The following is a 22,357-nucleotide window of genomic DNA, read 5'->3' as shown; positions in this document are numbered from 1 at the left end:
TTTTATAAAAACACAACCGTTGCCTCCATTCAGCCAATATTCCAAAAGAATGTCTGGTGACCAGTGTTCGTGGTCCATTATTTTACTAAAAAGCAACGAATGCTATGGACAAATATAAGCTTATATACATGAAAAGACGTTCATAACAGCTTCCGCCTCTTAACAGAGCGGGGGAATAGGCTCAGAAATGGAATGTCCAGTAAAAACCACGGCCAGAAGGTCAGTCTTTAGACCTGGCCCCGACCGTGGAAAAACAGTCCGACAGGTTAACATCTATCTAACCGCCTTACTTGTAACAAATACTCTCTGATCTTTTCTTCCACTTTGCTAGGATATGTATAGCCTAATGACTGGCCAACTTTCGCGCTTAACTTTGTAAACAAATCGGCCATGCCAAAAAGAGCCGTCCAGTTATCCTCTATGTTGCTTCCGACAAATGTCGACTCAAGCTCGATCCACGTTTCTTCATCTAGATATCTTTTAAACCATCGGCCATGCTTGTTCGGATTCACCTTCCAATCATACTGAACACCTATATACCATTCCACCATTTTCTGTAAATAATGAAATCGGCTTACAGAATCAAGCATAAACTTGGCAAAGTATAATTCATCGCGCCATAGTCCTTTAGCAACATAAGTCGTATCCCACCAAAAATCATTGATAAGCTCCAGATACTCTTCTTCTGTCGGCTTTTGTGTCAAAAATGTTGAATAAGTTGGAGTTTTTAGCTTCTGAGTCAACTGATCTTTATCAAGTAAAATTTGATAACCGTTTTGAGCTATATATTTTGTCCGTGTCCGACTCCATCCGTCATTTTTTGTTATTCATCAGCGGATCAAAGTTTTTTATCAATGAATATGTAGCAGCAAAACATATGCCGAGTACAAAAAATCCCACTTCCTTGAAAGCACAGATAGCGAGTAAAAATCTCCAATAAATGATAAAAGAAACGCTTGATAATGATTATCATTCATGTTAGAATAAATGCGGGAGGAAGGAATGACAGACCTCCTTACCTCCCTGTCTCCATTACTTAGCTTCGAATGTTTTGCAATCTGTTTCTGCAGAGCTTTGTGCTTTTTCATGGGAACTATGAGAAATGATGTAGATTTTGTCAGCTTGGCATTGATTGCCGTCACCCCAATGGCGGCAAGTGTTCACTTCACAGAGCACATCTTTGGCCATGTCTGATCACCTCCTTTTTGGAATAGCATGGCAAAACTTAGAGGTTGATTCTAGATTGATTTGTTGCTTGTCCCCCTTTTGGAGTAAGGGGCTTTTTTTGTGTCTCACTTCTACTATATAATAGATTCTATGTAACTGCAAGCTATTGAAAGAATCCCACCGCAGTCCATTCCTATTCATGCTTTTCAAATTGCTCCATAATCTCTGATTTTCCGGAAAATCGGATCGAAGCAGGATCTCGGCGAATGATCTCAGTCCATCTGCATCAAACGCGGCTGGAGCATACAGAATATCATAAAAACGCCATAAAACGGCCCGAAGCGCACCTTGTTCGTCAAAGTCTCCCCATAATTCTTGGAAATCCTGCTAATAACCAAAAGCCACGATATCATCAATGATAAAAAGATTGATAGAAGCTTCTTGCGCTAAAAAGAAAAACAGCGGAATGATCTCTTTTGGTCAATCTCCGAATCATATGACTCCCCTGTCTCCATCGATCGATGTCGATAAAATTAGCAAAAAAGCGCTCTCTTCAATCTTTCCATAAAAAAATAAAAGCTGGCATACGCCAGCTTCTTTTGATCCTCTTATACTCTCATCTTCTTATTTTTATTTACTAGCAAATCGAAACAATTGACCGCAAGCATCTCATAATCCAGTAAATGCTGAGGCCAAATGTGCTGCAAAAAGAGGCGGGCCATCATTTCGCTTCGTTCGCTTTCCGAAGCGTTTTTCAATGCCGTCACGCTTAAATAAAGATCGCACAAACGATTGGCTATTTTTTTCGCATGGTATGTTTGCGCATGTTCCGGCATCGCTTGCAGCCTTGGCAATGACTCCATCAGCTCATCCAATCCGCTTTCCACCGGCTTCGCCAACGGGCGAAGATGTCCGGGAAGCGCCGCCAACTGCTCGCGCATCTTGTCGTTAAAGCGTTCCTCAATGCGATGCTTTCGGATGAGCCGCAATACTTCCAAGCTCAAAATATTAGCGGTGCCTTCCCAAACCGTCAGCACTTGTGCGTCACGAAGAAGCCTTGGAGTGACAAAATCTTCGATATAACCATTGCCGCCGTGCATCTCAATCGCTTCGTGTGCAAAAGCGATCGCCTCTTCAGCGGTGCGCATTTTCAAAATGGCAATCAATAGCCGATTCCACGCTTTTTCTGCTTCCGTTGCCTGCTCTGGCGCTTGCATAATGCGATCAAATAATGCAATCAGCTCAAAACAAGCACTTGTCTGTACTTCTTGGCGCGCCGTCAAGTGAGCCAACGTTTCTCTCACCATCGGGTACGAGGTCAATGTTTGCCCAAAAGCCGATCGTTCCTCTGCATACTGTACCGCTTCATCAAGCGCCCGCTTCATAATGCCGATGGAAGCAACCGCATTGCAGACACGCGATAAATTGAGCGCTTCCATCATGTAATAAAAGCCTTTTGTCGGATCGCCCACAACATAAGCTTTCGCACCGTCAAACACCACTTCCGCTGATGGAACGGCCCGCACCCCAAGCTTATCTTTCAATCGGCGAATTTGAATGCCATTGAGCGATCCATCGTCCGTGCGCCACGGCACAAGAAACAAGCTAAGTCCTTTTGTTCCCGGTCCGCTGCCCTCGATGCGCGCTAATACCATGGCTACGCCGCACATGCCAGCATTGCTCGCAAAGTATTTTTCACCATAAATTTTATAATGATCGCCGCAAGGAACCGCCTTCACCTCATTCGCTCCAACATCCGATCCTCCTTGCCGCTCTGTCAAAAAGGTGGCTCCCTCATATCGTTCGACTTCTCCTGTTGAAATGACATGTGGCAAATATTTATTTTTCAGCTCTTGATCCGCAAAATGCTCCAATAAATAGGCCGTTGCCATTGTCAACGTGACCGGGCAATAAAAACCTGGCTCTACCTGTGATAACAAATAACCTTGCGCGTAAGAGTAAATATAGTTACCTTTTCGGCCAAGCTCTGGAATGGTTTTATGAACATAGCCGACGATTCCAGATTCATATGTTTGCTTTACCGTCTGACGGTAGCCTTCGTTGACCCACACCTCCGATACATCATTTCCAAAGCGATCATATTTGATCAACCTCGGCTGCCCTTCACGATCGGTATGGACGGCCCTTTTATCAAATTCCGTCATACAAAGCTGCCAAAACTTCTCCAGCTCTTTCTCTGCATAGCCATATAACTCTGGATCTAAATATTTTTTTAAATTCTCCAGTAAATTTGGATCAGCTTCGCGCAGCTGCTTCATCGCCCATCCCCCTTAAGACTTGCTTTAATATTTTTCCCGTCGCATTGCGCGGCAGTTCATCAATCTGTTCATATAAGCGCGGAATTTTATAATCAGCAAGCTTCCCTGATAGAAAGCGTTTACAACGATCTGCGAGTGAATCGATCGGTTTTGCCCCAACAATAAAAGCCTTTACCGTTTCTCCCCATTCCGGATGCGGCACCCCAACAACAGCGACATCTATAATGTCGGGATGGGTTCGCAACACGTCTTCCACTTCCTTCGGATAGACATTGACACCGCCGGAAATAATCATATCTTTTTTACGGTCCACAATCCAAATATAGCCGTCCTCATCACGACGGGCCAAATCTCCCGTATAAAGCCAGCCGTTTTTTAATGTTTCTCCTGTTTTTTCTTCGTCTTTATAGTATCTTTTCATCGTTCCTTCGCCAGCGAGCGCAATTTCTCCAATTTCGCCCGCTGGCACTTCACGCCCCTGCTCATCGACAATTTTCACTTCGCAGTTGAGCGCAGCGAATTTGCCGACGCTGCCCGCTTTGTGAGCATGTTCCTCCGGCGACAAGTACGTGCCGTTCGGACCGGCTTCTGTTAAGCCGTATAAGCACATGAGGCGGTCGGTGCGAAACTGTTTGGCGACCAATCGCACTTCTTCAGCTGACAGCGGCGCTCCGCCATATGTCCAATATTGAACGGAAGAGAGATCATGCTGATGAAGGAGCGGGTGCTTAGCCGCAAGCAGATAAGCGACAGGGGCTCCGAAAAAGTGGGTAATGCGGTGCTGTTCGACAAGCTGAAACAATGCTTCTGGGGAAAACGAAGGTGATAATATATGGGTGGCCCCAACATACATGCCGCCAATAAAAAATAAATGAAGCGGAGCGGAGTGACTGAGCGGCATCATATGCAACAAGCGGCTGTCTTTATCCATTTTCGTTTCCAGCGCCATCATGACAGCGACAGATAAAATATTGCGGTACGTAAATAAGACGCCTTTGGGCCTCCCTGTCGTGCCGGATGTATATAAAATCGTCGCTTCATCGTCTTCTTGAAGCGGGCAGGCAATCGAATTCGCGCTGCCATCATGAATGAGCTGCGCGAGCGACCGCCAGCCGTCTTTCGCCTCGCCGGTTTTGATCCATAGAAGATCGAAATCGCCAGCAAGCGGCGCCAGCGCTTCATAAATCCAATCATGGGCGATGACCGCTTTCGCTTCGCTATGCTCGACAATATAGCGCACTTCTTCAGCCGTCAGCCGGGCGTTGACCGGAACGGCAATCGCACCGAGGCGCAAAACCGCAAAGTAGGCATACACAAATTCTTTCGTGTTTGGCATATACAAAACGACTTTATCCTCTCGCTTCAGCCCGAGCCTTTGCAGCGACGAAGCGAGGCGATTGACCGTCTCATCCACTTGCCTGTATGAAAGAACCGCGTCTCCATCAATGATCGCGATTTTTTCCGGAAATTTGCGCGCATTTCGCGCCAAGAGTTCAGAAATGTTCATTCACTTCCCTCCAATTCTTCTAATCTTGTTTTAAAGTCTTCTAAAATCGTTTCCATTTCATGTTTCAGCTGCAGCCAATCATCGATCCGCTCTTTCACCTCCTTCAGCTTCTGCTCACCATATTCAATCGTTTTTTCAAGCTGCTTCCGTCCGGTGCGATCTTTGTCAAAAAGCGAAATCATTTCATGAATTTCCTCAAGCGAGAAGCCAAACCGCTTGCCGCGCAAAATAAGCTTTAACACAGCCCGATCCTTTTTCGTGTACAAGCGCTGGCCCGACTCGGTGCGGATCGGTACAATGAGCCCGCGCTCTTCATAATAACGAATCGTCCGCGTGCTGATGTCAAATTCCTGCGACAATTGGGAGATGGTATAGAAATTCATCGAGTTCACCTATATTTTTATTTTTCTGAATTTTATTTTAATTTACGTTAACGTAAAAGTCAATCATTAGATTCGTCTCCCAATCATCGATTTTCCTTAGACCACATGTGCATAGAATCGCGACATTTCATCCATTAATGACGATTTATTTTAACGTATCCACTGACAAACTTTTCGCTTTTTAAAACTATAGTATTGAACAATCTTCTCTGCGCATTTCTTGCCGAACACAACCACAAAAAACAACAAAGGAGCTATCCCATACTAACAGCTCCTTTGTGAAAACCTCTTCATTTATCGTTTTCTGCTACTCCACATATATCATTTTCCGCGTCATTCCGCCATCGACGACCAATTGAATCCCCGTGACAAAATGGTTGTCTGGATTTGTCAAATATAAGCAAGCGCGGGCGATATCGTCCGGTTTCCCGACTCGGCCGGATGGATGCTGGGCGTGGTCTTCATCGCGCAGCTGTTCATAATCACCCGTTTCGATCCATCCAGGACAAATCGCATTAACCGTGATACGATCCGGTCCAAGCGAAACGGCCAAAGCGTGCGTCAATGATAAAATACCGCCTTTGGAAGCCGCGTACGCCTCCGAGTTCGCTTCCGACATGAGCGCCCGCGTCGAAGAAATGTTCACGATCGCCCCGCCGCCATGCGTTCGCATCATTTTTGCTGCTTCACGCGAACAAAGGAACGTGCCGCGCAAATTCGTGTGGATAACATCATCCCACTGTTCGACGGTTAAATCATACGGCGAAACGAAAATGCCAAATCCGGCATTATTGATGAGCACATCCATTCGGCCAAACGATTCCCTGATTTGCTCAAACATCTTCACAATCTCATCCGGAACACTTAAATTGCACACGTATGGATGAACATCATACTTTTGCGCTTGCAGTCTGCTTGTGACCACTTCCACTTCTTTCGCTTTATCGACAGCAACAACCGTTGCGCCTTGCTCCGCGTATGCTTGCAAAAGCGCTCGTCCAATGCCACCTGACGCTCCGGTAATGACGACGACTTTTCCTTTATATACCACGATCATTCACCTCATCCAAGTCAATATGGCGATCAATCAACGCCTTCCTTTTTGTTTCTGCTATTTTCTTGTGAACATCATAGCGATATCTATCTTACAGCTAACGCTATCGCTCATACAACTATGACGAATCGCCGACAGAAGCATATGATGTTTCAAAGACCGTTTACTCGGCATGAAAAAGGCTGTTGCTATGAACAACAGCCTTCCGTTTGTTTATTTTTATCCATTCAGTGCTCGGCTTTCTAGTTGTTGAGCAAGCTGAATAAAAAAGTCAAGCGACTCCGGATTCGCCATCGAACCGACATTCACCGCCTTTTCAAGCGGAAAGCCTAATAGCACCTTGCGGATCGGAATTTCCATTTTCTTTCCGTTCAACGTTTTCGGAATTTGTTCCACTTGATAAATTTCATCTGGAATAAATCGCGGTGACACTTTTGTTTTAATGGCCTCCTTCACTTTATGCTTCAATTCCTCATCTAATTTTCTTCCAGGCTGAAGCACAACGAATAGCGGCATAAAGGATTGTCTCCCCATGATCTCCAAGTCAATCACTAAGCTTTCGATCACTCCGTCAACCGTTTCAACCGCCCGATAAATTTCACTTGTTCCCATGCGGACGCCAGCGCGGTTGATCGTGGAGTCGGAACGTCCGTAAATGACGCAGCTTCCCTGTTCATCAATTTTAATCCAGTCCCCATGCTTCCAAACTCCCGGATATGTGTCAAAATAGCTTTCCTTATAACGCTTGTAATTTTCATCATTCCAGAAAAACAGCGGCATGGAAGGCATTGGAGCGGTAATGACCAGCTCACCCACCTCATTGATAAGCGGCTGACCATTTTCATCAAACGACTGAACGCTGGCACCGAGCGCTCGGCATTGCAGCATCCCTGCCCGCACAGGCAAAATCGGGGAGCCGCCGACAAACGCGGTGCACACATCGGTTCCGCCGCTGCACGACACTAACCAAACATCTTTTTTAACATGCTCATACACCCAAGCAAATCCTTCGGTCGTCAACGGTGATCCCGTCGAGAGAACCGCTTGTAAATAAGAAAGATCGTACTGCTCTTTGGGGCTGATTCCTAGCTTCATACAAATATTAATAAATGCGGCACTTGTTCCAAAATGAGTGATCTGAGCTTGTTCGGCCAGCTCCCATAAAATGTGGCCATCACGGAACGTAGGGCTTCCGTCATAAAGCACAACCTTGGCTCCTACCAGTAAACCGCCAATCAAAAAATTCCACATCATCCATCCTGTTGTGGTAAACCAGAAAAAGGTGCTGTCAGCCGTCATGTTTTGTTCAATCATCAATATTTTCAAATGCTCCAGCAAAATTCCTCCATGGCCTTGAACGATCGGCTTTGGCAGTCCTGTCGTCCCTGACGAATATAAAATCCAAAGCGGATGATCGAACGGAACATGCTCGTACGAAAGCTGGCTCTGTTCCTGAATCAAATCGCTCCATAGCCAAACAGAATCATCTGGCGCTTTTGTTTGTTCATTTAAATATGATACAAGAATCGTCTTCTTGAGCGATGGAAGCTTTTGGCGAAGCTCGTTCATCACATCGCGTTTGTCAAATGATTTCCCATTATATTGGCACCCGTCCACCGTGATGAACACGACGGGATCAATTTGCTGGAAACGGTCGATAACGCTGCCGGCGCCAAAATCAGTGGAGCAGCTTGACCAAATGGCGCCAATGCTGGCACACGCTAAAAAGGCGATCACGGTTTCCGGAATATTCGGCATATAAGCAGCCACGCGATCGCCGCGTTTGACGCCTAATTTTTTGAGAGCGCTGGCAACCGCCGCTGTTTGCTCCTTTAACTCTTTCCATGTGATCTCGCGTTGTGCGATGTTCTCTGAGCGGAAAATCAGCGCCGTTTTTTCGTCTTGTGCATGACGAAAAACGTGCTCAACATAATTGAGGCGCGCTCCTGGAAACCACTGTGCTCCCGGCATAGCCCGCTTTTCCAACACGCATTGATACGGATGCGAGGATTGCACCCCACAATACTCCCATACTGTCTCCCAAAACTTTTCTAAATGCTCCACCGACCATGTCCATAACTGTTGATGCGTTTGCAGTTTCATTCCCTTTTTTTCTTGCAGCCAATTCATATAGCGATAGATACTCGACTGTTGAATCTGTTCTTCTGTTGGCGTCCATAGTATGGTCCCATCCGTAACCGTTTTCATTTTCGTCCGCGTCAAAACGTGCTGTTTTGCGCAGAATTCACCACCTTTCCCCTTTGTTTCCCAAGCATCTCTTTATTTAAAATTCAGATTATTTTTATAATAACATTTTTTCTAATAGAAGTGTAACTCGAAGATTCGACTTTTCCTCGATTCGCCCAACGATTTTCTGTCTTTTTCGACAAACAAAAACCTCTCCATCATCATATTCGCTTAACTGCCGAATAACAAAAGCAACTTCAAATAAAACGAAGCATCTCTGAAAAGACCATGTTCAGAAACCAACAAACCGTTTTTTCTTTTTCCTTCCATTTTTAGATATCCATAACACCCTATAAAGACCTAAGCGTTATTCGTTTCATCCAAAGAAAAAACAAACGCTGTATCGCTTTCTGCCTCACCTTTATAAAAGAATAACAAACAAAATCATTGACAAAATGACCATCGCTGAATAATATAAAAATAAAAGTTGGTCTAGGGAAAAATTATAATACTAGTACAAATTATTAATGAGGGGGCAACTGTTGTGATCCAAGCAAAACTTGAACGATTATCTGATGCCAAGCCAGGAGAACGGTTTCGAATTATAAAAATCGCAATCGAGGGAACGATGAAGCGAAGATTGCTTGACTTAGGATTCGTACCAGGAAACGAGGTGCTCGTACTGCAGAAAAGTCCGCTTGGCGATCCAACCGCTTATCGGGTCAGCCATACAACCATCGCGTTACGAAATGAAGAAAGCTCAAACATTTATGGGGAGAGGATGCGCAATGAGCAACAATCATAATCAATATACAATCGCCTTGGCAGGAAATCCGAACACCGGAAAAAGCACATTATTTAATTTATTAACTGGATTGCGGCAGCATACAGGCAATTGGACAGGAAAAACCGTTGCACATGCGGAAGGCTTTTTCGATTATAAAGGTCAAAGCTACCAGATTACGGATCTTCCCGGAACGTACTCATTATATTCCAATTCTGCTGATGAGGAAGTAGCGCGGGACTTTATCATTTTCGCTAAACCAGATGTTACACTCGTTGTTTTAGATGCCACAGCTCTGGAACGAAATCTGAATCTAGCGCTTCAAGTATTAGAGATGACAAGTCAAGTGATCGTTTGCGTGAATTTAATGGATGAAGCCAAAAAGAAAGGAATACAAATAGACATCCACAAGCTTTCACAAAAGCTAGGCGTTCCTGTTGTCCCTATTTCTGCACGCAATGAAGAAGGAATTGATCAACTCCTAGATACCATCGATCAAATGGTTCGTGGGGATATTCAAACCAATCCGCTACAAATTTCGTACAATCGCACAATTGAAGAAAAAATTGAAAAGCTGGTCCCTTTTGTCAAACAGGTGATCGGCGACCACTATCCTGCCCGTTGGATCGCGCTTCGCCTGTTAGATGGGGATATGTCTCTCCTTCAATCGCTACAAAAGGAACCGCGGCAATTTCTAAAGGAGGTGCCCCACTATGCGTGCAACTGCTCCACTAAATCCATTTGAGGAGTTAATGAGCCGGGCACAAAGCTTGACAGATGGCGATACGCGTGAGCAGATCGTTTCCGCCCTTTTTCAAACGTCACAGGCGATCTGCCGAGAATCCGTTCACTATACTAAACAAAAGAAGCATGATGAGACCGAGAAACTAGATCGTGTGCTCACCTCGAAAATATGGGGATTTCCCATCATGCTGGCCATGCTTGCGATCGTCATTTATATTACGGTAGCCGGCGCCAATGTTCCTTCAAGTATGCTGGCAAACTTTTTTAATTGGCTTGAAGGCTATATTGGTCTTGCTTTTCAACAGCTGCACGCTCCAGACTGGCTTTATGGAATTCTCGTATTAGGTCTATACCGCGGAACCGCTTGGGTGGTGAGTGTTATGCTGCCGCCAATGGCGATATTCTTTCCGATTTTTGCTTTGTTAGAAAACTATGGGTATCTTCCGCGAGTAGCCTTTAATATGGATCGTCTCTTTAAAAAATCAGGAGCGCACGGAAAACAATCTCTCACTATGGCGATGGGCTTTGGTTGCAACGCCGCTGCCATTATGTCGACACGCATTATTGAATCGCCGCGTGAACGTATGCTGGCTATCTTAACCAACAATTTTGTCCCTTGTAACGGACGATGGCCAACGCTCATTTTACTCGCTTCTCTATTTATGGCGGCAGGCTATACAGGCGGATGGAAAACATTTGTTACCGCAGGAGTCGTCGTCGCCATGGTTCTGTTTGGAATTATTGTCACGCTCACCGTCTCATGGATTTTATCTAAAACCGCATTGCGCGGCGTGCCGACTCATTATACACTTGAGCTTCCGCCTTATCGTCGGCCTAAAATATGGGATACCATTATTCGTGCTACATTAGATAAGTCCGTGTATGTGCTAAAACGTGCGGTTGCTGTCGCTGCTCCAGCCGGTGTGTTAACATGGATATTGGCGAACATTCACATTGGTGACACGACCATTCTGACTTACATTACGGATTGGCTTGATCCATTTGCACGTGAACTTGGACTTGATGGCTATATTTTAATGGCTTTCATTTTGGGTCTTCCAGCTAACGAAATTGTGCTGCCTATTTTGCTCATGGGATATTTATCAACAGGGGCATTAACAGAAGTCGATGATCTTCATTCGTTAAAGCAAATTTTCCTTGATCACGGCTGGACATGGCTGACCGCATTAAATATGATGTTATTTTCTTTACTTCACTATCCATGCGGCACAACATTGATTAATATTTATAAAGAAACAAAAAGCAAAAAATGGACGCTGCTCGCCTTTTTGATTCCAACGAGTATCGCGATTGCCGTTACCTTTTTAACCACTCACATCGTGCAATGGTTTGATCTTCTATAAGAAAAAATGTCCCGCCTTCTTTCGATAATAGGCGGGACATTTCATTATACATGCTTGACTTCCTCGAGATGCGACGCATCACCTTCACTAAGCAATATCATCGCTCCATTCTCCACTTGAATCGTTGTTACACTCGTACCATAAATGTACGGTGGATCCCAAAGCCGCTCAAGCGGCGCGTTTTTTAAAAGAGTCGTCAACGCTTTTAAAACCACCGCATGGGTGACAATTAAAATATCGCCTGACGCGTGGCGTTCAATAATGCTTTCTAACGCCGCAAAGGCGCGTTGCTGCACATCGCTAAACGCCTCACCGCGCGCCGGCTGATATACATGAGGCTCATTCCAAAAATGGTGAAACCGCAGAGCATCAAATTGCTGAATCTCTTCATGTGTCTTTCCTTCCCAATCACCTAGATGGATTTCTCGCCATCTTTCATCTTCATACATAGGAATCAAACGTTCGCCGCGAATGAGTTTGGCTGTTTCAAGAGCCCGTCCGCTTGTACTTGTATAAATCGCTGTTAAATCAATCTTCTCCATTCTTTTTCCAAGACGAAGCGCATCCTCTCTCCCTTTCTTCGTCAATGGCGAATCATTCCAGCCTTGCAATCGTTTTTCGATATTCCATTCCGTTTCTCCATGTCTTGTGACGTATAATGTCAACATGCTCCTTCTCCTCCGTCTCTCGAAAATCCCCTAGCCAACCACGGCTCGGGTATCCGTTCTCTAGCGCTATCTTTTTTACTTCTTGATCCACGTAAATATTCCTTTTTCTTTACAGGCGCCCTTGGCTGAATGAAGTTGATCACCACCGGAAGGATGAACATTCTCCTTGCTCGAATCGATCGATTCACCTTCATAAATACATGAGTAGAGTATTGGTGGCCATTCCCACCTACATGTCATTTCCAAGCGAGCGGCTTCCCCTTGGATAGGTTACAACAAAAAACCCCTCTCTTCGCTTAGAGGGGGCGATTGGTTTGAAAGGCCGTTTTGTTATAGTCCGCGAGCCATTTTTGCAGTTTTTCCGCCTCCAATGATTTACTGAAATAAAACCCTTGTGCAAAGTCACAATCCATTTGCCGCAAAAGCAAAAGCTGGTTATTTGTTTCCACACCTTCTGCGAGCACCTGAATATCAAGGCTTTTCGCCAAATGAATAATCGTATCAACAATGGTGGCATCTTTAGAATTGTCCGCGATCCCTTGGATAAAGCTGCGATCAATTTTTAAAAGCGACACTGGCAAGTTACGGATGTAGGCAAGTGAGGAAAAGCCTGTTCCAAAATCATCGATCGCCACTTGCACGCCAATATTTTTTAACTCAGTCAAAATATGCTTTCCTGTTTCAATATTTTCCATCAATCCGCTTTCTGTCACTTCTAAAATCAAATGCTCCGGCGCAAAATCTGTTGCCTTTAAAATATAGGTCACATGTCCGATCAGTTCCTTACGGTTCAATAAAAAAGGAGATAAATTTACAGCCAGCTTCAAATGATGAAAATGCTGCTGCCATTGCTTCACTTGACGGCATGCTTGCTCTAGAACCCATAATGTAATTTCGAAAATAAATCCACTTTGTTCTGCCAGCGGAATGAACTCCAACGGCGGGATTTCACCCAAGGATGGATGCCGCCATCTGAGCAGCGTTTCCACCCCCATCGCCGTCCCGCTCCCAAGCTCAATTTTCGGCTGATAGCATAAATAAAACTGCTCCCGCAAAATGGCAAACGGGAGATCCCGCTCAATGATAGTCGCTCGATTTTGGACAGGCTGGTAAAAATAATAACCGTTCTTGCCACGCTTTTTCACGTAGCTAAGGGCTTGATCGGCATATTTCATTAATTCGTTGGCATCCACCGCGTCCGTTGGAAAAAAAGAAATACCGACAGAAAGCGTCGACTGAATCATTTGTTTTTCATAATGAAACGGCTGATGGAAAGCGCAAATCAGCTGATCCACGAATTGAGACACTGCTTCTTTCGTCATGTCAGGTAATAGCAAGACAAACTCATCGCCGCCAATTCGAGCAAAAAAGTCAGCGGTGCGCAATGCGTTTCTTACTCTTTTAACCGCTTCTTTTAAAAAGTAATCTCCTGCTTGATGAGAAAAATGATCGTTAATCCATTTTAACTTGTCAAAATCAAGATAGCATAAGGCGAACGTTTTCTGCTGTTCGATCAACTGCCAAATATATTTTTCAAAATATCTTCGATTGGCAATGCCTGTCAGCGGATCGAAATAGGTAAGCTGATAAAGTTTATCCTCGTATTGTTTTCGCTCATTAATATTTTTGGTAGAGATAATAAACCAATGAAAAGGTTGATTTTCATTTGCAACAAACCGTCCATAACCTTGCATCCAAACCCATTCACCATGCCTGTTTCTCTTGCGAAACTCTACCGATTGTTCTTCCTTCGTTTCATATAATCTTTCCCATTTTTGACGCAGCGCTGCTACATCTTCTGGATGTACATGACGGGAGAAAACAGCTTCCATATCCATGTACTCCGCAGAAGCTTCAAATATATGAAACCATGAACAATACAATAGTTTTCCTTCAGGGGAAAGAATCAAAAGATCATCAAACGAATGTTCCGCAATCATCCGTAGTTGCTGTTTACTTTCCTGCAATGCCGCTTCCATTCGCAAGAGCTCCATGCGATCGCGCAACACGCACAAGATGGCGCAATCGGTTTCACTTTGGATCGGAAGAAACGATGCGCTGACTGTGACACATCCTCCGTCCGCTTTTTGAACATCCCGTTTTTCATAGTGAACAGCCTGGCCACAACGAACTTTTTCCATATCTTCTAACGAAAAGCCTAGTGCTTGAATATTTCCTGCTTCTTTCCCTATTAGAGATTGAAAAGCCGGATTCATATGTATAATACGCCCATTTGGATCAATGAGGGCAATAGACTCTACAAAATGTTGAAAAAAAGTGGAAAATTTATCTTCCATATGAATAATGACCTCTCCAGTATATTTTTTGCTCTTCCAACAGAAAGTCGCCCTCTTGCTTATCATTTTTTTATGATTCTTACACTTTCATTTTTACTAATATAACAACAAAAATCAACAAAATGAACCCATTTTTTTCGAAAAACGAAGAAAAATTTCCTAAGCTTCAGGCTGTAGATAAAGTTCATGATGACGTTGTCTGCATATTATCGATTCACGGTCATGTCTTCAGCTTGAAAACGCCTAGCAGAAAAGGACAACGAAGCCAAACGGGTCCATTGGCGCAGGATGAAAGCGCCTATCACCAATCTGTCTAAACGTATTTCTCTTGTAAAGATACAATCATAGACCGCTATTTTCTCTATAAACCTGTTTTATAACATGATAAACGATCGTTTTGAGCAAAGAAAAAACTTGTTACAACACTCTTTCAACTACAGTTTTTTTATAGATGCCATTCCTTTCATTTTTTTGTTGTATTTCATATATTAGGATACAAAACATTCGTTCTAGGGCAAGCAAGTGATAACCCGATTTCAACCGTCAGAGAACCGAAGAACACATGAATCAAAACGACAAATAAGCTGGCCTTTTATTCATAAACAAAATACTCTCCCGTTTTCACAAGCGGGAGAGGTTTAGAAATGATCCTTTTTTAATGGACATATTTTACAATATGAATGCGCCATTGTTGTTTGATAAGAGAGACAGCAGGTTACCCGACGCCCAACCTTCTTTCTTTTTTCCCAAAAACGTGCAAGGTTCATCGTTTGAATGACCGTTTGCAAATCTTCGTTAAGTTGGACGGCAATGTCAGAAAATACTTCATCCTTCATTAATACGGTTTCATATAGCCAAAAAAGATAAATGGCTATATTTTCCCATAGAACAAGAGAAGGAATCTTGGCAATAGGATGGATTTGCCCAATTAAAGGAGAAAGATGATTTGCAAACAATTCTTCTATTGTTTCTTTGCTCCATTGAATTCGCTTTTGTGCTGATTGTGTATATTGAAGAGGTTCAATCCGAAACGTAGGCAGCCATATTTCCGCAGTATCGTCAGTTTCTAAATAAATACGGTCAAACGGAAGAAACAGCCGTTTATTCCACACTGACATGGCATACAAAGCAATCACAGCAACAAAGCTGTAGCGCTTGATAAATATCGAAGCGGCCACTGCCATATTCGGTGCCCCCATTTTTTGCTGTAGCTTTTCGAAATAGTAACGTAAATCCTTTTCAGCGAATAACTGAGCAACACAAATAGACAAAGGTGAATCTGTCTGCTTCATGGAAAAACGAAATGGTTTTAACTGGCTTTTCTCATAGTCTGAAAGCTCCATTACACTCCTCCTTCTTTCGAAGAAATGCAGCGTCCTTTTCCGTGCGGAATACATAGCGGTGTCCCAAACAACGGATCACGGATCACTATACAATCCATTTGAAATACTTCTTTTACTAATTCTGATGAAATCACTTCTTCTGGTTTTCCCTGTCTATATACAGATTGATCACGAAGGGCTACTATATGATGAGCATAACGACAAGCTAAGTTTAAATCATGGAGCACCATCACAATGGTTCGCTTTTCCTGCACATTTAATTCATATAATAAATCAAGAATCTCAATTTGATGGGTCATATCTAAATATGTAGTTGGTTCATCCAATAAAATAATGTCCGCCTCTTGGGCCAAAGTCATCGCAATCCACGCTCTTTGCCGCTGTCCCCCGGAGAGAGAATCAACTAAACGTTCAGCTAATGCCTTCATCCCTGTTACTTCAAGCGCTCTATTAACCGCAGCTTCATCCTCTTTTGTCCATTGTTGTAGCCAAGATTGATACGGATAGCGTCCTTGTTTGACAAGTTGAAGAACCGTTAGACCTTCTGGAGCTGAGGGGGATTGTGGCAAAATAGCTAATTTTTTAGCCACCTCCTTTGTGGGAAGCTTGGCAATCTCCTCACCTTCAAGCAGCACAGCGCCACTAACCGGCTTAAGAAGGCGGGCCATGGAACGCAAGAGAGTGGATTTGCCGCACCCGTTGCTTCCAATCAGCACCGTAATGTTGCCTTTCGGAATGCTTAAATCTAGCTCCTTAATAATCACGCTATCCCCATATGCCAATGTTAATTCTTTTGTTTGCAACGAATTCATGATACTCCTCCCTCTCTACTATTGTCGGCTTTTATATAGTAGATAAATAAAATAAGGGGCTCCAAGTGCTGCCGTAAACACACCAGCAGGAACTTCGAGAGGGGCAAACATCGTACGTCCCACTAAATCAGCCAGCATGACCAAAATCGCGCCAAGCAACGCAGCCGCAGGAAGTAAGGCCCCAAACGATGAACCAACAAGTCTTCGCGCTATATGCGGTGCCATTAACCCGACAAATCCAATTCCTCCAGCAAACGCTACAGCCCCTCCTGTTAATGCCGTGCTTAACAAGAGAAGAAAAAGTCTTTGCCTTTGCAAAGAAACGCCAACTCCCAGCGCAATTTCATCTCCTAGTTCCTGAATATTTAACTTACGTGCTGATATAATGCTGATCATCAATAAAATCAGCGCCCATGGAACAAGAAAAGCGACATCCTTCCAAGAAGCTCCATATATACTTCCCGTAATCCATACATTTGCCTGACTCGCACGATAAATCGGACCTGTTATCATTAAGAAAGTAGTTCCAGCCTGCATCAGCGCAGAAATGCCTATGCCGATCAACACAAGACGAAAAGGGGAAATCCCATTTTTCCAAGCTAGCATATAAACCAAAAACACCGATACCGTAGCACCAACAAAAGCTCCAAGCGGCAGCCAGTGAATGCTAATGGTCAACGAATGATTTTGATCACTAAATAGCGCTAAAAACGCAACAACAGCCGCTGCTGCGCCGCTAGTCATACCGAGTACATCCGGGGAAGCAAGCGGATTGCGAATCATTCCCTGTAAAATGGCCCCTGCTACTGCTAACGACATCCCAACAAACAAAGCTACAATGGCGCGCGGCAAACGAAAGGTATGGATCACGATTTTCTCCATATCTGTTCCGCTTCCAAAAAGCGTTTTTGCTACATTCAACGGAGAAATATACGCACTGCCCATTCCTAAGCTCACTAAAAACACGATTAATCCAAGCATCAATAATACTAGACTGATAATGACTGCTTTTTTGTCGATAAGAAAAGAAAGATAATTAGTCATGCGAAGCGATAGGTATTTCTTCTTCATTTTTTCAAAATCCCCCTACGGGCAATATAAATAAAGAATGGAACACCAATCAGCGCCGTCATAATTCCGACAGGCACCTCCTGAGGCATTAACACATAGCGCGCACTAATATCAGCCAAAACTAAGAGAATTCCTCCCATAAGCGCACAATATGGCAACAACCAACGATGATCCGTGCCGACGACCCCTCTTGCTATATGCGGCACCATCATTCCAATGAATCCAATCGGACCTGCAACCGCCACTGAACCGCCAGCCAACAAAACGACAAGAATGGCCGCTGCCAATTTCACCATATTTATGCGCTGGCCAAGTCCCGCCGCCACATCATCTCCAAGCATTAATATATTCACCTTTGGAGCTAACAAAAAAGTGCCAATCCACGCAATGGACAAGTAAGGAAAAACAGCGGCCAGCATATCCAGCTTTCTTCCAGACACAGATCCAGCAAGCCAAAACAGCACTTCCTCTAACGCTTTTTCATTGGCTGACAGCATTCCTTGGGTCAATGAAGAAAATAGCGCTGCGACAGCAGTCCCCGCTAATGTGAGTTTGATTGGTGTCATTCCTTCTTTTCCGGAAGCGCTTATAACAAATACGCTAACAGCCGCTATTGCCGCCCCCAAAAAAGCAAACCATGTAAAGGCCTGAAAAGAGCTTACATGAAAAAAAGTAATAACAAGCACAATAAAAAATCCAGCACCTGCATTAATTCCGAAAATACTTGGGGAAGCGAGCGGGTTTTTTGTCAATGCCTGCATCAGCGCCCCCGCCATTGCTAAACTCGCTCCAACCGAAGCGCCAATTAATGCGCGCGGCAAACGAACAGTTGTAATGACAATATGCTCGTTTGAACCGTCATTATGTAAAAATGCGTCTATGGCCATTTTCCAGCTCGTGTTAGTGTATCCTAAAATAATACTCATCCACATGCTCGATCCAAGCAGCAAACACGCCAGCATGAGTCCTAACCCTTTTGCATAATTCGTCTTTAACATTTTACTTGCTCCCTTAATAATAGAAATACTAAAGTTTCTTGTCATTATCAGTCTATTTGATAATGAATCTCATAGTCAACTATATTTTTAAAATTAGTATTATCATTTGATATAGTCCCTATTTTTTATCATAATTCTTATTGACAACCGTTATCAATGACTTTATTATTGAATCTGTCAATGAAAATGATTATCATTTTTTAAAAAAGAAAAAAGGGGGCATTTTTACTGTGCTAAAACATTTCAAACTCACTACGGTTATTGCCGCTGCTTTTGCTTTGCTTATCAGCCTGACTGCGTGCGGCGGAAAACAGGAAGCAGAACCAGCACAAACAACTGAAAAGGAAAAAGCCCAAAGCTATACAGTAGAGCATGCGATGGGCAAAACGGAAATAAAAGGAACGCCAAAACGAATCGTCATCTTGACAAACGAAGGAACAGAAGCGCTTTTGGCCTTAGGAATCACGCCAGTCGGGGCTGTCAAATCATGGACTGGAGACCCTTGGTACGACCATATCAAAAAACAAATGAAGGATGTAACAGAGGTTGGCACTGAAAGTGAACCAAACGTTGAAGCCATTGCAGCATTAAAGCCCGACTTAATTATCGGCAACAAATTACGTCAAGAAAAAATTTACGAACAATTGAAAGCAATCGCGCCAACTGTATTTTCTGAAACCCTTCGCGGCAGTTGGAAAGAAAATTTCATGTTGTACGCTAAAGCGGTAAATAAAGAAGAAAAAGGAAAAGAAATCATTGCACAATACGACTCACGTATTGCCGACTTAAAAGCGAAACTTGGCGATAAGTTACATATGAAGGTATCCATTGTTCGTTTTATGGCGGGCGATGTCCGAATCTATCATAAAGATTCCTTTTCCGGTATCATTTTAGATCAGCTCGGCTTTGCCCGCCCTGAATCACAAAACGTAAATGATTTTGCTGAAACTGGCGTCACAAAAGAGCGAATCCCAGCAATGGATGGTGACATTTTGTTCTATTTCACCTATGAAACAGGGGATGGCAAAGCGAACGAGCTAGAAAAAGAATGGATTAACGATCCACTCTTTAAAAACTTAAATGTTGCTAAACAAGGAAAGGTATACAAGGTCAGCGATACAATTTGGAATACAGCTGGCGGTGTGCTTGCTGCTAACCTCATGCTAGACGACATCGAAAAATACTTTTTAGAAAAATAAGGAGTTTTTAAGAAAGCTGCCTGTTTTATATCAGGGCAGCTTTTTTTCGCATCACATTCGACTTAAAGCAACAGATATCGAATAGGAGGACGGACGGCGCCGAAAAATCATCGTCGCCAAAAAGTTGCTGTTTCACATAACTTATGCTAGATTCAAAGTACGTAATGATGAATGAAAGGATGAAAAGCAATGAAACGTACATCTTTGGCAGCGTGCTTCCTCTCCTTAAGCCTACTTATCAGCGCTTGTTCTACAGAAAAAGCAAAAGATCAAGACCATCAACAGCACGCCAAAACCTATACAACCAGCTCCGGAGATATACGAGAAACAACAAAATCCGTTGATCATTTACCTAGCTTTTTAAACTCCTATGATGAAAATATGGCCGTTCTTTATCAACAAGCCGCGCAACATCGCGAACTGCTTGAAAGCATTCCCTGCTACTGCGGGTGCGGACAATCTGCCGGCCATAAAAATAACTATGACTGCTTTGTTTACGAAAATAAAAAAGACGGCACCGTTGTATGGGATGACCACGCCACGAAATGCGGAGTTTGCTTAGAGATTGCGGCCGAGTCCATTACAGCATACGAGCAAGGCAAATCTATCTCAGAAATTCGCAGCATGATTGATGCGAAATATAAAGAAGGTTATGCTGAACCAACGCCAACCCATTCATAAAACCGTAAAAAAGCTACCGAGGACGGTAGCTTTTTTATGAATAGATGCTTAGTAGCGTATATAGATCATGCAATGTTTCAATTTGCTTTTGTTTCAACTCTTGCAATAAATTCGTCCAAAGCAGCACCATCGCTTGGACATCGCCATCAGCCGTATGCCTTTTTTCACAGATAATGCGATAATGCTCCAAGGCCGAATCAAGCGTAGAAAATGGCTTGCGGTGAACAGCTTCCATCACCTGCTGCAGCTCTAGAAAGCGCATCGTCCATTTTGTTCTGTAGTTGGTCCAAAGGAAATGGTTAATAAAAGCAAGGTCGTGCGCAATATGATAGCCCATTGAAATGCCTTCTCCCATCAATGCTAAAAAATGATTCATTTCCTCCTTTAGACGCGGTGCATGCCGGACATCTTCCATTGTAATTCCTGTTAATTGTGAAATATGCTCCGGAATCTCTTTTTCCGGACAAACAAGCGTAAAATAAAAATCCTTCATGGTTCCATTAATGGTTTTGGCAGCGGCCAGCGCAAAAATTTCATCGCCATTCTTTGGAGAAAATCCTGTTGTTTCTGTGTCAACAATAATAAAAGGAATCTGCTCAAGACGCGTATTCATGCTGATCTGCTTTTTCTTCAGTTCATTTAGCATCGCTCGATCCCATGCTTCTTGCTGAAAAGTTCGCCCTTCCGTTTCTGATGCAGCCGATATTTTTTCGCGCGGAACTCCAAGGGACAGCAGGCGAAGCGCTCGCTGCCAAAAACGTTGCTGTTCATTCATCGGATAAACCACCAGCCCGCCTCATCACTAAACGCTGTAATCGCCGGGAAATCTTCATGGCTTGTTTTAATTGCGTTCGTTCATGCCGATTAAGAATGTGAACGGAAACATATTCATTGTTGTCTATCGCAAGCGAATACTTCAACCGAAAATATGCGTATGTGAAAAATGCTTCGCGCGTCGCTTCCGCCAGTTCAGCTGGCAAAAGCGATTGGGCACTTATTTCCTCTAATCTTTCTCTCGTCCGCATCGACGCAATATTTCCTTGACAAGCCAAAAACTTCAGCGCATTCACTAATTGGACATAGCCGCTGTACTTCAAATGCAAGCAACCGCTATATGGCCCCCAACGCTCCAGTTGAAAATTGCCGAACCAACCAAGCGGAACCCGCGGAAAAATCACATGCTCCCCTATTCGTTTTAATAAAAGAGAATGGTGGTGAATCCGGTCAATCAAAAACCGTTTGCCTTCCACCACTAATTCACTCGCCCCATAGATGGGACGCATATCCATCGCAATCAGAAGAAAACGGATATCATCTGGAAAATGGTGGTCGATATAAGTAGCGATTTGTTCCTGCCAATGACGGATCGATTGACTCCATCTGCGGTTTGTCGCCATGACATTTCCTGTACAATACGGATAACCCATCTCATATAAATACTTTGTACCAATCTCAGCTAAATAACGAATGAATATATAGCACTCTTCCTCGGCTTCAGCAGCGCATTCAAACAGAATGCCATGATCTTGATCTGTCCATACCGTCGGCTCTCCTCTCCCAATACTGCCCATCGCATACCAGCACCATCTAGCCGGCGGTCTGCCTACAGACGCGCGTCTAGCCGCTTCCTCGGCAAGCGCGATCGCTTGTTTCATGATGGCATCATGGACATCACTTAAAACATAGGAAAGAGAGGGAATTCTCTCTCTTTCCATCACACCGCGCAGCTGATAGGCTAGCTCCTGATGAAAACGGCCTAACTCCTCCACCGTTTTAGCTTGGTTGATTTGTTGAATAAGATCCTTTAGCAGCCTCATCT

At 43.8% G+C, this 22,357-nt stretch carries 20 protein-coding genes and 1 pseudogene; 5 read left to right on the top strand and 16 right to left on the bottom strand.

What is annotated here, in order from left to right:
- Positions 1-266: 266 nt before the first annotated feature.
- From B6A27_RS16905 to B6A27_RS16870, 8 genes and pseudogenes are all read right to left on the bottom strand, one after another.
- Positions 267-785 (bottom strand): aminoglycoside 6-adenylyltransferase, encoded by a 519-nt coding sequence (locus B6A27_RS16905; RefSeq protein WP_255375098.1) that lies wholly within the window; start codon positions 783-785, stop codon positions 267-269.
- Between the two features lie 247 nt (positions 786-1,032).
- On the bottom strand, positions 1,033-1,188 hold the full coding sequence (locus B6A27_RS16900) for a DUF1540 domain-containing protein (protein WP_080862730.1): 156 nt from the start codon (positions 1,186-1,188) through the stop codon (positions 1,033-1,035).
- 287 nt (positions 1,189-1,475) lie between these two features.
- Positions 1,476-1,663: pseudogene (locus B6A27_RS19180) on the bottom strand (GNAT family N-acetyltransferase); the annotation flags it as partial.
- Positions 1,664-1,775: 112 nt separating this feature from the next.
- Entirely contained in the window at positions 1,776-3,446 is a 1,671-nt protein-coding gene (locus tag B6A27_RS16890) for an acyl-CoA dehydrogenase family protein (RefSeq protein WP_066148644.1), read from the bottom strand.
- Positions 3,424-4,953 carry a class I adenylate-forming enzyme family protein gene (locus tag B6A27_RS16885; RefSeq protein WP_080862729.1) on the bottom strand — a complete coding sequence of 510 codons (1,530 nt, stop codon included), beginning with the start codon at positions 4,951-4,953 and terminating at the stop codon, positions 3,424-3,426. Before B6A27_RS16885 ends, B6A27_RS16890 begins: the two co-directional genes overlap by 23 nt.
- The gene (locus tag B6A27_RS16880) at positions 4,950-5,336 is read right to left on the bottom strand and encodes a MerR family transcriptional regulator (RefSeq protein WP_066148640.1); all 387 of its coding nucleotides are present in this window, start codon (positions 5,334-5,336) and stop codon (positions 4,950-4,952) included. The genes B6A27_RS16885 and B6A27_RS16880 overlap by 4 nt, the downstream gene beginning before the upstream one ends.
- A 307-nt stretch (positions 5,337-5,643) precedes the next feature.
- Positions 5,644-6,393 (bottom strand): SDR family NAD(P)-dependent oxidoreductase, encoded by a 750-nt coding sequence (locus B6A27_RS16875; RefSeq protein ID WP_201722579.1) that lies wholly within the window; start codon positions 6,391-6,393, stop codon positions 5,644-5,646.
- 216 nt (positions 6,394-6,609) lie between these two features.
- Positions 6,610-8,598: an acetoacetate--CoA ligase gene (locus tag B6A27_RS16870; RefSeq protein WP_080862739.1), complete on the bottom strand. Its 1,989-nt coding sequence runs from the start codon at positions 8,596-8,598 to the stop codon at positions 6,610-6,612.
- Positions 8,599-9,121: 523 nt separating this feature from the next.
- Here B6A27_RS16870 and B6A27_RS16865 point away from each other — a divergent pair.
- Genes B6A27_RS16865 through B6A27_RS16855 form a run of 3 tightly spaced genes read left to right on the top strand, consistent with a single transcriptional unit; the run spans position 9,122 to position 11,469 of the window.
- Positions 9,122-9,382 carry a FeoA family protein gene (locus tag B6A27_RS16865; protein WP_080862728.1) on the top strand — a complete coding sequence of 87 codons (261 nt, stop codon included), beginning with the start codon at positions 9,122-9,124 and terminating at the stop codon, positions 9,380-9,382.
- The gene (locus tag B6A27_RS16860; protein ID WP_080862727.1) at positions 9,366-10,106 is read left to right on the top strand and encodes a FeoB small GTPase domain-containing protein; all 741 of its coding nucleotides are present in this window, start codon (positions 9,366-9,368) and stop codon (positions 10,104-10,106) included. Before B6A27_RS16865 ends, B6A27_RS16860 begins: the two co-directional genes overlap by 17 nt.
- Positions 10,075-11,469, top strand: a complete 1,395-nt coding sequence (locus tag B6A27_RS16855) for a nucleoside recognition domain-containing protein (protein ID WP_080862726.1) — start codon at positions 10,075-10,077, stop codon at positions 11,467-11,469. The genes B6A27_RS16860 and B6A27_RS16855 overlap by 32 nt, the downstream gene beginning before the upstream one ends.
- Before the next feature lie 44 nt (positions 11,470-11,513).
- On the opposite strand, the gene B6A27_RS16850 is transcribed toward B6A27_RS16855, so the two are convergent.
- From B6A27_RS16850 to B6A27_RS16820, 6 genes are all read right to left on the bottom strand, one after another.
- A complete protein-coding gene (locus B6A27_RS16850; RefSeq protein WP_080862725.1) occupies positions 11,514-12,137 on the bottom strand; it encodes a histidine phosphatase family protein in 624 nt (207 codons plus the stop codon).
- Positions 12,138-12,433: 296 nt separating this feature from the next.
- Complete coding sequence (locus tag B6A27_RS16845) at positions 12,434-14,434, bottom strand: sensor domain-containing protein (RefSeq protein WP_080862724.1); 2,001 nt, start codon at positions 14,432-14,434, stop codon at positions 12,434-12,436.
- A gap of 638 nt (positions 14,435-15,072) precedes the next feature.
- Positions 15,073-15,777, bottom strand: a complete 705-nt coding sequence (locus B6A27_RS16835) for an IucA/IucC family C-terminal-domain containing protein (RefSeq protein WP_161491053.1) — start codon at positions 15,775-15,777, stop codon at positions 15,073-15,075.
- On the bottom strand, positions 15,777-16,589 hold the full coding sequence (locus tag B6A27_RS16830; protein ID WP_080862721.1) for an ABC transporter ATP-binding protein: 813 nt from the start codon (positions 16,587-16,589) through the stop codon (positions 15,777-15,779). Before B6A27_RS16830 ends, B6A27_RS16835 begins: the two co-directional genes overlap by 1 nt.
- 18 nt (positions 16,590-16,607) lie before the next feature.
- A complete protein-coding gene (locus tag B6A27_RS16825) occupies positions 16,608-17,660 on the bottom strand; it encodes a FecCD family ABC transporter permease (protein WP_080862720.1) in 1,053 nt (350 codons plus the stop codon).
- Entirely contained in the window at positions 17,657-18,658 is a 1,002-nt protein-coding gene (locus tag B6A27_RS16820; protein WP_080862719.1) for a FecCD family ABC transporter permease, read from the bottom strand. Before B6A27_RS16820 ends, B6A27_RS16825 begins: the two co-directional genes overlap by 4 nt.
- 230 nt (positions 18,659-18,888) lie before the next feature.
- Between B6A27_RS16820 and B6A27_RS16815 the strand changes: the two genes are divergently transcribed.
- Positions 18,889-19,857, top strand: a complete 969-nt coding sequence (locus tag B6A27_RS16815; protein WP_080862718.1) for an ABC transporter substrate-binding protein — start codon at positions 18,889-18,891, stop codon at positions 19,855-19,857.
- A 189-nt stretch (positions 19,858-20,046) separates the two neighbouring features.
- Positions 20,047-20,538, top strand: a complete 492-nt coding sequence (locus B6A27_RS16810) for a PCYCGC motif-containing (lipo)protein (protein WP_080862717.1) — start codon at positions 20,047-20,049, stop codon at positions 20,536-20,538.
- Positions 20,539-20,572: 34 nt separating this feature from the next.
- Here B6A27_RS16810 and B6A27_RS16805 read toward each other — a convergent pair whose 3' ends face one another.
- Both B6A27_RS16805 and B6A27_RS16800 read right to left on the bottom strand, forming a co-directional pair.
- Positions 20,573-21,313, bottom strand: a complete 741-nt coding sequence (locus B6A27_RS16805) for an exonuclease domain-containing protein (RefSeq protein ID WP_066148730.1) — start codon at positions 21,311-21,313, stop codon at positions 20,573-20,575.
- Complete coding sequence (locus B6A27_RS16800; protein ID WP_080862716.1) at positions 21,306-22,355, bottom strand: DUF294 nucleotidyltransferase-like domain-containing protein; 1,050 nt, start codon at positions 22,353-22,355, stop codon at positions 21,306-21,308. Before B6A27_RS16800 ends, B6A27_RS16805 begins: the two co-directional genes overlap by 8 nt.
- Positions 22,356-22,357 lie beyond the last annotated feature (2 nt).

Origin of the sequence: Anoxybacillus sp. UARK-01 (assembly GCF_002075365.1) — a bacterium.
Taxonomy (GTDB): Bacteria; Bacillota; Bacilli; order Bacillales; family Anoxybacillaceae; genus Anoxybacteroides; species Anoxybacteroides rupiense.
This window is presented reverse-complemented; position numbering and strand designations above follow the sequence as displayed.

Coding starts and splice junctions, on each gene's coding strand:
- B6A27_RS16850 (WP_080862725.1), bottom strand. CDS start 12,137: ATGTTGACATTATACGTCACAAGACATGGAGAAACGGAATGGAATATC.
- B6A27_RS16885 (WP_080862729.1), bottom strand. CDS start 4,953: ATGAACATTTCTGAACTCTTGGCGCGAAATGCGCGCAAATTTCCGGAA.
- B6A27_RS16825 (WP_080862720.1), bottom strand. CDS start 17,660: ATGAAGAAGAAATACCTATCGCTTCGCATGACTAATTATCTTTCTTTT.
- B6A27_RS16890 (WP_066148644.1), bottom strand. CDS start 3,446: ATGAAGCAGCTGCGCGAAGCTGATCCAAATTTACTGGAGAATTTAAAA.
- B6A27_RS16830 (WP_080862721.1), bottom strand. CDS start 16,589: ATGAATTCGTTGCAAACAAAAGAATTAACATTGGCATATGGGGATAGC.
- B6A27_RS16845 (WP_080862724.1), bottom strand. CDS start 14,434: ATGGAAGATAAATTTTCCACTTTTTTTCAACATTTTGTAGAGTCTATT.
- B6A27_RS16870 (WP_080862739.1), bottom strand. CDS start 8,598: ATGAAAACGGTTACGGATGGGACCATACTATGGACGCCAACAGAAGAA.
- B6A27_RS16860 (WP_080862727.1), top strand. CDS start 9,366: ATGAGCAACAATCATAATCAATATACAATCGCCTTGGCAGGAAATCCG.
- B6A27_RS16835 (WP_161491053.1), bottom strand. CDS start 15,777: ATGGAGCTTTCAGACTATGAGAAAAGCCAGTTAAAACCATTTCGTTTT.
- B6A27_RS16855 (WP_080862726.1), top strand. CDS start 10,075: ATGCGTGCAACTGCTCCACTAAATCCATTTGAGGAGTTAATGAGCCGG.
- B6A27_RS16800 (WP_080862716.1), bottom strand. CDS start 22,355: ATGAGGCTGCTAAAGGATCTTATTCAACAAATCAACCAAGCTAAAACG.
- B6A27_RS16805 (WP_066148730.1), bottom strand. CDS start 21,313: ATGAATGAACAGCAACGTTTTTGGCAGCGAGCGCTTCGCCTGCTGTCC.
- B6A27_RS16820 (WP_080862719.1), bottom strand. CDS start 18,658: ATGTTAAAGACGAATTATGCAAAAGGGTTAGGACTCATGCTGGCGTGT.
- B6A27_RS16880 (WP_066148640.1), bottom strand. CDS start 5,336: ATGAATTTCTATACCATCTCCCAATTGTCGCAGGAATTTGACATCAGC.
- B6A27_RS16810 (WP_080862717.1), top strand. CDS start 20,047: ATGAAACGTACATCTTTGGCAGCGTGCTTCCTCTCCTTAAGCCTACTT.
- B6A27_RS16875 (WP_201722579.1), bottom strand. CDS start 6,393: ATGATCGTGGTATATAAAGGAAAAGTCGTCGTCATTACCGGAGCGTCA.
- B6A27_RS16900 (WP_080862730.1), bottom strand. CDS start 1,188: ATGGCCAAAGATGTGCTCTGTGAAGTGAACACTTGCCGCCATTGGGGT.